The sequence below is a fragment of the Saccharopolyspora soli genome, assembly GCF_022678645.1.
Classification (GTDB): Bacteria; Actinomycetota; Actinomycetes; order Mycobacteriales; family Pseudonocardiaceae; genus Saccharopolyspora; species Saccharopolyspora soli.
The window spans coordinates 1-13,795 of record NZ_JALBWV010000087.1 but is presented as its reverse complement, the minus strand read 5'-3'; the positions used below and the strand labels follow the sequence as shown (position 1 = coordinate 13,795).

Annotated in this window: 5 protein-coding genes; all 5 read left to right on the top strand. The window is 62.9% G+C overall.

Features of this window, described 5'->3' with window-relative positions; genetic code table 11:
* Window positions 1-25: 25 nt before the first annotated feature.
* Window positions 26-3,745 (top strand): BREX-2 system adenine-specific DNA-methyltransferase PglX, encoded by a 3,720-nt coding sequence (pglX, locus tag MOQ72_RS39185; protein ID WP_242191033.1) that lies wholly within the window; start codon window positions 26-28, stop codon window positions 3,743-3,745.
* Between the two features lie 374 nt (window positions 3,746-4,119).
* Window positions 4,120-7,806 (top strand): DUF6079 family protein, encoded by a 3,687-nt coding sequence (locus MOQ72_RS39180; RefSeq protein WP_242191032.1) that lies wholly within the window; start codon window positions 4,120-4,122, stop codon window positions 7,804-7,806.
* Entirely contained in the window at window positions 7,803-10,508 is a 2,706-nt protein-coding gene (pglZ, locus tag MOQ72_RS39175; protein ID WP_242191031.1) for a BREX-2 system phosphatase PglZ, read from the top strand. Before MOQ72_RS39180 ends, pglZ begins: the two co-directional genes overlap by 4 nt.
* Complete coding sequence (gene brxD, locus MOQ72_RS39170; protein ID WP_242191030.1) at window positions 10,505-11,836, top strand: BREX system ATP-binding protein BrxD; 1,332 nt, start codon at window positions 10,505-10,507, stop codon at window positions 11,834-11,836. Before pglZ ends, brxD begins: the two co-directional genes overlap by 4 nt.
* A partial coding sequence (locus MOQ72_RS39165; RefSeq protein ID WP_242191029.1) for a DEAD/DEAH box helicase occupies window positions 11,829-13,795 on the top strand: 1,967 nt, incomplete at its 3' end. The genes brxD and MOQ72_RS39165, both read left to right, overlap by 8 nt.

Below are 13,795 nucleotides of genomic sequence, written 5' to 3'. Positions count from 1 at the left end.
GGTGACCGAAACATACAGTGGTGGTGTGACTGGTGCTGATCACTCCGAGACCGAGGTGCGCGGTTCGCGGCTGGACCCACAAGCCTTGCTGGCCGACTTGCAACCCGTCCTGAAGAATCTTGAGGACGACCTGCGCGAGCGCTGCGAACGGCCCGGTGAGATGCGCGACTGGGTGCGCGGACAGTGGCAAAAGTCGGTGAAGGCGAACCGCAGCGCCGCTACCGAGTCCGCCTACCGCGAGGACTTGGTCACGCAGGGTGCGGTGGCGTGGGTGCTGGGCACGGTGTTCGTGCGTTGGTGCGAGGACAACGGTCTCATCGACCCGCACCTATCTGGGCCCGGTGAACGACGGGAACAGGCCGAGGACGCGCAGGTGCGGTACTTCCGTGACCCAGCGCACCGGCTGCACACCCACGCGGATTGGATCAAGGAAGGTTTCGCTACCCTCAGGTCCTCCGATGCTGGCCGGCTGCTGTTCAACCAGACGCACAACCCGGTCTACCGGCTCACCCCGTCCGAGACGGCCGCGCGCGAATTGGTCGAGTTCTGGCGCATCCGCACCGGCGACGGCGACCGACTGGTACACGACTTCACCGATGGCGGCGACACCTGGGACACTCGTTTCCTCGGCGATCTCTACCAAGACCTCTCCGCTAAAGCACGCGACAAGTACGCATTGCTACAGACTCCTGAGTTTGTCGAGGAGTTCATCCTCGACTACACCCTCACACCCGCGATCCGCGAGTTCGGCCTCGAGGGGCTCCGCACAATCGACCCGGCCTGCGGCTCAGGCCACTTCCTGCTCGGAATTTTCCACCGGCTGCTCGAAGCCTGGGAAGAACATGCTCCCGCCAAGGACCGCACGGACATCGCCCGCCTCGCCCTCGACTCCGTGCACGGCGTCGACGTGAACCCCTTCGCCATCGCTATCGCACGCTTCCGCCTTATGCTCGCGGCCTGGCAGTACGTCGGCATCACTCGACTGTCCCAGACCAAGAATCAAAGCTGGGGCATGGCTGTCGCAGTCTGGGATTCCTTGCTCGATCCCGAAATCCAGGACAGCCTGTTTGACCAAGTCGATGAACGCGCCAATGACTGGGAAGACATCACCGACTATGGAGCGGAACGGCTTCTTGAACGCGGCACCTATCACGCCGTGGTCGGAAACCCGCCTTACATCACAGTCTCGGACTCCAAGCAGAACGAGATGTACCGCAAATTCTATAAGACGACATATCGGCAATATCAACTCACAGTCCCGTTTGCGGAGCGCTTCTTTCAGCTAGCCAAACAGGCAGACGAGGATCGCCGAGGATCGGGCTTTGTCGGACAGATAACCTCGAACGCTTTTATGAAACGTGAATTTGGCGTCAAACTTGTGACGGAGTTTTTTCCAAAACTTAATCTGACTCACGTTATTGACACGTCGGGAGCCTACATTCCCGGACATGGCACTCCAACCGTTATTCTGTTCGGTCGTCGTACTTGGCCCTTCGATGAGACACCAATTCGCGCCGTTCTCGGCATACGGGGAGAGCCCTCTACGCCAGAAAACCCAGCCGAAGGCTTGGTCTGGCAAGCCATGCTGAAACAGATCGACACTACGGGCAGCGAGTCGGAGTGGGTAAGTGTTGCCGACGTAGAGCGCGCGCGCTTTAGCAGCCACCCTTGGTCTCTCAGCGGCGGTGGAGCGGATGAGCTAACGAACACGATTAGGTGTAATTCGCCAATTTCCCTAGGGGATATAGCGAGCGCAGGATCGGCACTTATCACGGGCAACGATGACGCCTTCACCTGTCCGGCGCATATATTCCAAGGGAGAGGTCCAGCGAATTGTATAGATTTCATTCGGGGCGAGGATATCCTTGAATGGGTTGCCTCGAGCAAGCTGTCCATCCCATGGCCCTATAGCGTCAATTATGGAAAAATATCCGGAACTCAGCTTTTTCAAATCAAGAAGTGGCACTGGCCTAGGCGCTCAATTTTGCGTCGACGAAAAAGATTCGGAACGCCCATCGAGGAAATTTCGAATATCGACTGGTGGGAGCCTAGGGAAATTTATCCAAATAGAACCAAGGGTAGCTGTCGACTCGTATATAACTTTGTGTCAACTCATATTAGATGTGCTCTGCATCGCCAGACGCAAGCAATTAATCACGCGAATGTGGTCATCAACATCACGGGGTCAGAGAACCGCGAATCTAAGCACCTAGAGATTCTTGGTATCCTCAACTCATCCGCCGCTTGCTTTTGGCTTAAGCAGGTCAGCCACAACAAGGGCAGCACGGTAGACACTAAAGGGGCTCGTCAGACGACGATGCCTTGGGAGAACTTTTACGAGTTCACCGGAACCAAGATCCAAGAACTTCCTCTACCCGCCACCTGCCCACTCGATCGCGCGCGCCGACTGGACACGCTCGCTCAAAAGCTAACGAACATCTCTCCCGAAACGCTGGCGAAGAAGGCCACTCCCACAGCCAGCCGCTTGTCCTCCGCGAACCAACAATATATTCTCCTCCGTGATCGCATGATCGCCGAGCAGGAAGAGCTCGACTGGGACGTCTACCAGCGGTACGGCCTCCTGAACGACGAAGAGGCCCTCGCTGTCGTCATCGACGACCCCGAGAGCGTGCCGGGGATCGCGTTGGGTGAGCGCGCGTTCGAGATTGTGTTGGCGCGAAAGATGGCCGCTGGCGAGATAGAGACACAGTGGTTCGCGCGGCATGGGTCGACCCCAGTCACCGATCTGCCCGCGCACTGGCCCGAGTTCTACCGCAAGGTCGTCGAGGCACGGATCGAGCTAATCGAGCGTCGTCGGGACCTGGCGCTGATCGAGCGCCCGGAGTGTAAGCGGCGGTGGAACACCGAAAGCTGGGAGTCGCAGGAGCAACGAGCTCTGCGGACCTGGCTGCTTGACCGTCTGGAAGATCGCGATTTCTGGTTTGACGAGGACTCGCAAGGCTACGTGCAGCCGATGATGCGCAGCGTGCTGGAGTTGACAGACTTGCTCCGGGAAGACGAGCAGTTCACATCCGTGGCGGCGCTGTGGGCCGGCCACGTCTTCGGGGATCCTGAGACACGCCTGCGCGACGTGCTGGGCGCGCTGGTGGACGTGGAGCACGTTCCGTTTCTCGCTGCCTACCGCTACAAGCCCTCCGGGTTGCGGCTGCGCGCCGAATGGGAACACGTTTGGGACCTGCAACGTCGGGAAGACGGCATAGCCGATCGCCTGGGCAAGGAAGTCACCCATCCCAAAGTGCGCGAAGCGGTGAAGGAAAAACTCGGCGAGATCCCGGTTCCCAGCAAGTACAAATCCAGCGACTTCGCCAAGAACTCCTACTGGCGGCATCGCGGCAAGCTCGACGTGCCCAAGGAACGTTTCCTTTCCTACCCGGCTGCCAGCCGCGACAACGACGGCAGCTTGCTGCTGGGCTGGGCCGGCTGGAACCACCGCGAACAAGCCCAAGCGCTGGCGATCCTCATCAACCAACGCTCCACCGAAGAAGCCTGGGAGTTCGACCGCCTCGTCCCGATGCTGGCGGGTCTGCGGGAACTGCTGCCGTGGGTCAAGCAGTGGCACCCCGACGTCGACCCCGACTTCTACGAAACCCCCTACGACACCTACCGTGGCTTCCTGGACACCCACCTGGCCGGGAACCTCGCCGACGCCGAACTAGCCGAGTGGACGCCCACCGCCCGCGTTAACACCAGCCCACTACCGAGGAAGGCCCGCGCCAAGAAATGATTTTGCCGTCTCCGGGGCGCGTATAGATATCAAAGCCTACGAGGAGGCCTCCGTTTGGCCGTCGCCGCCGAGTGGGGAAGTGTCCAATTCTGTTATAGATAATTCAGGTAATCGGCGACCGGATATACACCAGTGGGCAAATACGGAAAGAAGGTGCGTTGTCTGCGCGCTGCACGTCGCCTCGGCTGGTGTCAGTCAGCACTCATCACCCGTTCAGCCCAGTAATTGCACGTCCCTAGCTCGAAACCGTGCGCCACCGCGGACAGTCACTGGGGCTGCGAGATAGAGTCACGGTCGACTGAACAGCCCAGAGGGGGTCGGCCCCGGTCGCATCGGTACGTAGCTGCGGGAGCCGACGGGGAGGGAAGACAGCAATGCCGACCGGGGCGAAACGCGAACAACAGCCCCTGCTCCGGGACCTCATCAAGATCCCGGAACGGGTCAGTTCCGGAGACTTCGTCGTCAAGCTCTCCGAAGGCGTCTTGCAGAGCAAGAACGTCATCGACAGCTACGTCGTGACGACGGAGGTCAAGCAGGCGTTCGATGAAGCGCTCCGCCTGATCGGCTCGGCCCTGGCGAAGCAGCGCTCTGAGGCGACCTACCTGCACGGCTCGTTCGGTTCCGGTAAGAGCCATTTCATGGCCGTGCTGCACGCGTTGCTGCAGGGCAGCACCGACGCCCGCGCGAAAGACGGGGTCTCGGAGCTGCTGCACCAGCACGAATGGCTGGATGATCCCCAGCACAAGCTGATGCTGGTGCCCCTCCACTTGATCGGCTCGGAATCGCTTGAAGACGGCATCCTCGGCGGCTACGTCCGGCACATTCGTAGGCACCACCCGGATGAACCGCTGCCCATGGTGTACAAGGCGCAGTACGACATCAGGACAGTACAGAAGTTGCGCGACACGTTGGGGGACGAGCAGTTCCTCGCCCAACTGCCAGCACCCAGACAGGACGCGGGCTGGGGCAATCTTGAAGGTTCTGGCTGGACGGCCGAGGAGCTCGACCGAGTTCTTAGCAAACCGGACTCGCTCGAAGCACGCTTGCTGATCAACATTGTTGTCGCGACCTTCCTACCTGACTACGACCGCGCGACAGAGGGACAAACGTCGGCGTTCGTGTCATTGGACTCTGGGCTGCAAGAAATCGCCCGGCACGCGCGGTCGCTCAACTACTCCGGGTTGGTTCTCTTTCTCGACGAGCTGGTGCTGTGGTTGTCTGGGCTGATGGCCGACGAGACCCGCGCCACCATGGAAGCCGCGAAGGTCTCCAAGCTCGTCGAATCCAACGACGCCAGTCGAGCCATCCCGGTCATCAGCTTCATCGCTCGGCAGCGGAACCTCAGCGAACTCGCCACGTCGATGCGGACCGGCGCTGATGAGCAGTCCTTCCAGGACCAGCTCGATTACGGCAACGCCAGATTCGGCACGATCACGTTGGGTGACGGGAACCTTCCCGAAATCGCAGCCAAACGCGTGCTCGAACCGCACAGCGACGAAACGCGCGTCCAACTGCGGACGGCGTTCGAACGGACTGGCAACTTGCCCACGGCGGTCCGCGACGTGCTCCTGGGCTCCGACAACGGTGCCGCATTCGCGAAGACTTACCCGTTCAGCCCGGCATTCATGGACACCCTCGTCAAGGTTTCCTCGGCGCTGCAACGGGAACGTACTGCATTGAAACTGATGCAGATCATCCTCAGTGACCGACGCGACACCCTGCGGCTCGGCCAGCTCGTGCCGCTGGGTGACCTGTTTGACGCCATCGCCGACGGCAACGACTCCCCGTTCACCCAACGGCTCAAGTCCGAGTTCGACAAGGCACGCAGCCTCTATACCGGCACGCTGCGTCCCCAAATGCTCAGCAACGCCGGGGTGACCGAAGCTCAGGTCGCCGCGGTCGACAACGAGAGTGACGTGCAGCGGCGAGTCGATACCTTCCGTGGGACTGACCGGCTGATCAAGACACTGCTGCTGGCCGCGCTTGTCCCAGACGTTCCCGCGCTGCGCGGACTCACCGTAAGCAGGCTCAACGCCCTCAACTACGGCGAGATCACCTCACCAGTGCCCGGTGGGGAAGCTGGGAACGCCGCACGTCGGCTGCAGCAGCTCGACAGTCAAGTGGCGGAACTGCATGTGGGAGACGACGGCAACGATCCGTCGGTACACCTGGAACTTGTCGGCATCGACATCCAATCCCTATTGGACCGGGTTTCAGGAGTCGACAACACTGGGGACCGCCGACGGCTGGTCAAGGACGCCCTGCTCGCAGAATTTGGTGTTCACCCCGACAGTCATGGTGCGGTTGAGCAAAAGATCGCCTGGCGTGGAAGTGAACGCGTCGTCGAAATCGTCGTCGGCGGCGTTCGTGGTGACGTGCCGGACGAAGCGTTCGAGCCAAGTCTGCCCGGTCGGTGGCGGGTCGTGCTCGATTACCCCTTCGACGCCGGCGACCACTCACCGAGCGAGGCAGCCCACCGCGTCCAGACGTTGCCTGGCGACGCCTGGACGGCAGTGTGGATACCCCGGCACATCACCGCTGACGCCGGACGGGAGATCGGCCGTCTCGTGCAGATCCGCCATCTGTTGGAAGGCGACCGGATCGATGAAGTCGCCACCCACCTCGGAGCTGAAGACCGGGCACGTGCCCGAGACCTGCTCGGGAACCACGAGCGCTCGCTGGAGAAGTACCTCCGACAGTTGTTGCGCCGTGCCTACGGGCTGACGTCCGACACCACTCACGTGCAAACAGCCTGGGACGCGGAGTTTGTCACTCGCGCACCTGGATTTCAGCCCGGCATTGAATCGGGCCGATCCTTCGCCGACATGCTCACCCAGCTAACGGATCGCTGCTACGAGTACAGCCACCCGAAGCATCCCAACCTGGATCCCGCGCGCAAGCGCGCTGTGGTGACCCGGACCCAGCTCAACCAGGTGCTCGACACCGTGCGCAGCGCGCTGGACTCGACCATCGGGGACCGTGCGGAGGTAACGGACAAGAAACTCCAGGAAACGCTGCGAACGATCGGTACCAGCCTGCAGCTCGGCGACGAGCTCGACGGAGCGTTCTCGCTGAATCGCTACTGGCTCAACGAGTTCCAACAGCGCCTCAACCGGCAGGACGTGATCACCGGCGCGCACCGCGAGCTCAGCGTCAAGGCACTCCGCGCCACGCTGTCCGAAGAGGGCATGCACGAGCACGTCGAGAACCTTCTCATCGCGGCGTTCGCTGAGTTTTCACACCGCACCTGGACCCGCGCCGGCCAGACCATCGAAGCACCCGAAGTACAGGGCATCACCAATGACATGGTGCTCCAGCAGCGGCCTTTGCCCACCGAACAGCAGTGGGAAGAGGCCACCCGCCGCGCTCAGCTGTTGTTCTCTGGCCCATCCCAGCCAGGGGTGCTCTCTCCTCGGTCGGTAAACCGGTTCGCACGGCAACGGGACACGATCCGGCTCTACGTGGAACCGACAGCGGCCCTGGTGTCCGCGCTGGAAGCCCACGCGGGAAACCTCGGCCTAGACCTGACGGAACCGAAGGGCCGCTACGCTACTGCCGTCGCCGCCAGCCACTTGGTCTCCGGTCTTGCTGAGCGCAGCGACCCAGTGGAACTGGTGCGGCAGCTTGCCGACCATCCGCTCGACGTCGACGAATACGTGCTACTCAAGTCCCTGAGCACCGCCGCGGAAGTCGCCGAAGCCATCCGCAACGCCGACTGGTCGGTCATCGGGCAACTTCGCCGCCTCCGCTCCCCACAGGCCGGTGAGCTGTTGCGGTCGTTGCACGAGACCGCGGCGCTGGACGAACGGGTCAGCTCGCTTTCCAAAGCGCTGGGCTCCACCAAGCAGCAGGCCGTGGCTCTGATCGAGAAAGAGCTCGTCAGAGATACGAACACCCCCTCTTCCCCGGCCACCCCCTCCCGTAGCTCGTCCACGAGCACCGCGAGTGGTGATCTCGACTCGATCAAGCACGCCCTCGACGAGTTCGCTCAAGAACACCCCGGTGTGACCTACCGCGTCGAGATCAGCGTCGTGGACCCCGAAGCGGAGAGCGACCGATGACACTGGCAGGCAACAGCACAGTGCTGGAGAAGGCTGCCGAAGCACGGGTTGAGCAACTGATAAGGGACACACGCTCCAAGACCGTCCCGCTGGCCATCGGCATCCGCACTGCGACCGCACCGACCTGGCCGGGAGAACCGCGACGCACCATCGAAGGCCGTTCCGTGCTGTTCGTGGCGTGTCCGTCGGTGTTGTCGATTGTCACCGCACTGGTCGACTGGGACAGCGACCAGGACTCGGTGCTCGCGGTGCTCACCGACCGCGACGACCGAGAACTCGACTCCGGTCTTCTCGCACGGCTGGTCTACAACAGATTGCACTCCGTCAGCTCCACGACGGTGCTGCAGTCGGCGCTAGGCCCCGGATACGACTCTGAGATCGCGCGGACCGGGTGGTTGCGCGAGGCCCTCACTGAGCTACGTGCAGCCGGCAAATTGCGACCCCAGAGCGGACACCGCTTCACCCTGGACGACGCTCACGATTGCGTGCTACTGGACCGCATTGGCGCACGGCTCGACCAGCTCGATCGGACTGAGCTGCTCGCGGCGCTCAGCAGGCCGGACACCGCGCAGCGCTGGCAGTCATTGCCCGACGAGGAACGCACCGAACTCACAGCGCTGCTGGTCAGGCAGTTCGGCGAACCAGCCAAGGTGATCCTGAGCTTGGCGTACACCAGCGACAATCCGCTGCCCGAACTGCTGGTGGCTGACGTCCTGCTCCGCGAGGACTCGGCGGCTGGAGGACGTCTCTACGGCGGGTACCTGCACAGCCGCGGCCTGCATCGGATCGCTCCCTCCGACGACGCGGTCCGTGAGGCAGCGAATACGGCCGTCGCACTCGTGCGATCTCAACTCGAGAGCTCCACGACCAACCCCCGCACATCCGGAGATTCGCTCGCGGCCAACACACACCTCCAACGCGCTGACGAGATGCTCGAGGAGCACGCTGGTGAACACTTCGCCGCGAGCAGCGACGTGCTTCCCCGAGCATTCGAGCAGCGTCTTGTCGACGCAGCGGAGGACCTCAACCCGACCACACTGTTTTTTGCCGAGGCACACGTAATGTGGCGCACCGACGCGGTAGCACGGGAGCGGCTTGAGCGACTCCGCAGCGCATTGCGTCTGAAGCAGTGGATGCACACTTCCCCCGACCTCGTCGTGGACAACGTGGGGAAGGGACTGCGCAGGCACGCCAACGAACTCGCCTGGGTCGACCGCGCCGTGAACCGTGCCCGAGGCGCCGGCGATCCGCACCCGAGCATCGCCAAGACATTGCACGAAATCAGTGGACAGGCCAGGAGTCTGCGGCGGGAGATCGACCTGTCGTTTGCGAAGCGGCTTGCGCACAGCCTCGACCGCGACCCCGGCAGCACGGTCCTCGTCGAAAACGTGCTGCGTGAGGTCATCGCACCGTTGGCAAAGCAGCTGCCCGTACTGCTCATCGTGGTGGACGGGATGTCCGGTGCCGTGGCCGGGGAACTCGCCGACCAGCTAGTCGACGCCGATCAGGTGCACTGGTACGAAACAGTCCGTGGTCCCACCGAACAACGCGAAGCGGTACTGGCCGCGTTGCCGGCCGATACCACCTACAGCCGCACCAGCCTATTCGCCGCGAAACTGACTACGGGGACGCAGGAAACCGAACGGCGAGCCTTTCCGCAGCACCGGTTCTGGGGCCGTAGCACCGACGTTGCGTTGTTCCACAAGGAAGACCTCGGCGCCGGCCAACAGCTCGGATCCGATCTGGAGGCCGCGCTCACCGGAACCCACGACACCGGGCACAAGCAGGTCGTCGGCGTTGTGCTAAGCACGGTCGACGATGCCATCTCCGCTGGACGGCAATCGAACTCGACCGGCTGGAGCCAGAACGAAATCGAGCATCTTCGGGCGCTTATGGAGAACGCACGGCTAAGCGGACGCGCGGTCGTGCTGGTCAGTGGTCATGGACACGTACCGGACCACGGCACCGAAGTGCATTCTGTCCCAGGGGCCGCAGCACGCTGGCGCACCGGTGAGGCCACACTGCCGGACGAGGTGGTCCTGGCAGGCAACCGTGTGCTTACCGACGGCGGCCGCGGAGTGTTCGCAGCCAGTGACTACATCCGCTACGGGAACAAAGCCCGCGGTTACCACGGCGGAGCTACATTGGCGGAAATCGCCATCCCGGTGATTACTCTGTTGCCTGCGCATGTCCAGTTGCCTAAGGGCTGGCACGTGCGTGCCGCAGCCACCGCGCCCACGTGGTGGAAGATCAACCATGAGGCGGAGCTGCGGTCCACCCCACCGGAACCAGTCGCTGCGGCTTCTGTCCCGCGACGCAAGCCCAAGCGATCGACCGAACAGGACGCGCTGTTCGCATCGCCGGGTGGAGAACAGCCGGGCATCTCCGACGAGACACTCGGCCGACGCCTGGTTGGCACAGAAACGTTCACCCAAGCCCATCGCCCGGTTAGCCGGGCACCGAGAGCGGATGTGTTCGCCGACGTCGTCGACGCACTGGCTGGTGCGAACGGCCACCGGATGCCCCTAGCTGACGTCGCCCGCGCAGCGGGCCAGGCGAACCGCAATCCGCGTGGACTCGTCGCTGTGCTCACCCGTGTGCTCAACCGGGACGGCTACGAAGTGCTCAAGACCCTGGACAACGGCCGGACGCTACTGCTGGACATCGGCCTCCTGCAAGACCAATTTCTGGAGAACGCATGACATCCAGCGCACAGAACGCAGTGAGTCCCGCTCGCAGGCGTGATGTGCTCGCTGCACTGCGCCGCGGGACCGTACCCGAATCCGGTCTGGACCTGTTCGCTGTCGGAATTGACCGACTGGCCCCGCACTTCGACGAGGAACTCGACGCCTGCATCTCCGGCGGAGGTCAGTTCAAGGCTTTGCGAGGCGAATACGGCGCGGGAAAGACGTTCGTATCCCGCTGGCTGGCTGAACGCGCCAAGGGCAAAGACATGGCTGTCGCCGAGATCCAGATCTCGGAAACCGAAACCCCCCTGCACAAACTTGAAACTGTCTACCGCAGGCTCTGCGAACGGCTTGCCACAAGTGCCGAACGGCCCAGCGCCTTCCGCAGCATCTTGGACTCATGGCTCTACGCGCTCGAGGAAGACGCGATCAGCCAGCAAACCGACATCGCGGACAATCCTGAAGCCTTGGCTAGTGCAGTAGATCAGTTGTTGGAGGAACGCCTTAGCGCATTGGGTTCTACGGCCACCGCATACTCAGCGGCTCTACGTGCCTACCGGCAAGCCGACGCAGGGGGCGACGCCGAACTCGCCGATGGGCTGGCCGCCTGGTTGGCAGGTCAACCGCACGTGGCGGCGAGTCTGCGCCATCGAGCGGGTATCAAGGGCGAGCTCGACCACTTCCTTGCCCTGGGATTTCTTCAGGGCCTGCTCAGCGTACTGAGAGACGCTGGGCACCCGGGACTGCTGTTGGTGTTCGACGAGGTCGAGACGCTGCAGCGAGTGCGCAGCGATGCGCGTGCGAAAGCACTTAACGCACTGCGCCAACTGATCGACGAGGTGCATTCGGGCCGGTTCCCCGGCTTGTACCTCCTCATCACCGGCACGCCGGCGTTCTACGACGGCAGGCAAGGCGTGCAGTTGCTGCCGCCGCTCGCCGAACGGCTGAGCACCGATTTCCCGGACAACCCGATGTTCGACAACCCACGAGCACCGCAGATCAGGCTCACCGGGTTTACCCTCGATCGCCTCACCGAGCTCGGCGGGCGAGTACGCGATCTCCACGCAGCAGGACAACCTGAGGCGGAACGGATCGTCAATACCGTCGACGACGCTTTCCTCGCCGACTTTGCCGCCTCGGTGACCGGCAAACTCGGAGGCAAGGTGGGGATCACTCCGAGGATTTTCCTCCGCAAGTTGGTCGATGTACTGGACAAGCTCGAGCACCATCCGGCGTTCGACCCGCGCAAGGAAGGCCCGGTCCGGATCAGTGACAACGAGCTGACCGCGACCGAGCGAGAAGCACGCGCGGGCACCGCCGACGATATCGAACTCGATGTCTGAAGAAGCCTTCGCGCAGCTGCACCCGATCGTGCAGCACCATGTGATCAGTACACTGCGCTGGCCAGGACTGCGGCCGTTGCAAGAGGCGGCAGTGCAGCCGGTGCTGGCTGATTCCGATGCGCTGTTACTCGCTCCGACCGCAGGCGGCAAGACCGAAGCGGCCGTGTTCCCCCTGCTGACGCGAATGGCCAGGCAGAACTGGGAGGGTACGTCAGTCTTGTACCTGTGTCCGCTGAAGGCACTGCTCAATAACCTAGAGCCGCGTCTCGACGGATACGCGAACTGGCTCGGACGTTCCGCGCAGCTGTGGCACGGCGACGTTACTCAGAGCCGCCGGGACAAGATCCAGCGCACTGAACCCGACATCCTGATGACAACGCCGGAATCCCTCGAAGCGATGTTGGTGTCAACCAAGGTCGACGCGCGATGGTTCTTCCGGTCACTGCGTGCGGTTGTCGTGGACGAAGTGCACGCTTTCGCTGGCGACGACCGGGGCTGGCACCTTCTCGCGGTTCTGGAAAGACTCTCCAGAATCGCCGGACGTCCCCTGCAGCGGATCGGACTGTCAGCAACGGTCGGTAATCCGGAGCAACTGCTCCGCTGGTTGCAAGGGGCCGAATCGCACCGGCGTGCACAAGTGGTCGCGCCCACAGCGGAAAACGCCGTGGTGGATGTGGATATCACGCTCGATCACGTCGGCACCATTGAGAACGCCGCTAAGATCATCTCGTCGCTGCACGGAGGCGAGAAACGCCTGGTGTTCGTGGACTCACGTCGCCGTGCGGAAGAACTGGGCTCCGCACTGCGAGCGTTCGGTGTGACGACCTTCCTGTCACACTCCTCGTTGTCAGCTGTCGAACGGCGCCGATCGGAAGATGCGTTCAGCGACGCCAAGGATTGCGTGATCGTGGCCACTTCCACGTTGGAGCTCGGCATCGACGTCGGTGACCTGGACCGAGTGATCCAGATCGACGCGCCTCGGACCGTGGCCTCCTTCCTACAACGACTCGGCCGCACAGGGCGTCGTCCCGATACCACACGGAATTGCCTTTTCCTTTGCCTCGAACAGAGCTCCGTGTTGCACGCAGCCGGACTTCTGCTGCGTTGGGCGCAAGACTGGGTCGAGCCGATCAGCCCACCGGTAGCGCCGAGGCATATCGTGGCTCAGCAACTGCTGGCCCTGGCACTCCAAGAACACACCATCGGGCCGCGAAGCTGGCGCGAGTGGTGGGGCGACCTCGACCTGTTCGGGCCGGATGCGGAAGCCATCCTGCACCACCTCATCGACGCCGGATACTTTGCACTCGATGGCGAACTCGCCTTTATCGGCCCTGAGGCGGAACGACGATTCGGCCGCCGTTACTTCTCCGACCTCACCGCCGTGTTCAGCGCTCCTCCTCAATTTACCGTGCTTGCCGGGCGCGAGGAGATCGGTACCGTCACCGACGAGTTGCTGGTAACGGAGACAGAAGGCCCTCGCGTTCTACTCCTCGGGGGACGCAGCTGGCTGGTCACCCATATCGATTGGACGCGGCGACGTTGCTTCGTCGAACTCACCGATCTACCCGGACGGGCACGGTGGGGTGCATCTGGCGGTGGACTGTCCTTCGAGATCAGCAGAGGCGTACGTGAAGTGCTGCTCGGTACTGATCCGGGCGGTGTGACGCTGACCGGACGCGCGCAGCGGGCATTGGCCGAGCAACGCGAGAATCACTCAAGCCACGTCAGCGCAGGAGGCACAGTTATCACGCTTCGTGGCGGAACTGCCTTTTGGTGGACCTGGGCGGGCACCGCAGCGAACCGCACCCTGCAGGCCAGTCTTCGCCAGGTCGCCCCAACCCCCCCCCCGGCGGGGGGGCCCCCGGGGGGGGGGGGGGGGGGCCCGCCGCCGTGCGTCCTCCGCGCAGATCCTCAACGTCCCCGCAGCGGGGCCCATACCAGACGGACTGACCAAAAGGG

Bases quoted from the DNA above. Each gene is read 5' to 3' on its own strand.
- MOQ72_RS39180 (WP_242191032.1), top strand. From the start codon at position 4,120: ATGCCGACCGGGGCGAAACGCGAACAACAGCCCCTGCTCCGGGACCTC.
- pglZ (WP_242191031.1), top strand. From the start codon at position 7,803: ATGACACTGGCAGGCAACAGCACAGTGCTGGAGAAGGCTGCCGAAGCA.
- brxD (WP_242191030.1), top strand. From the start codon at position 10,505: ATGACATCCAGCGCACAGAACGCAGTGAGTCCCGCTCGCAGGCGTGAT.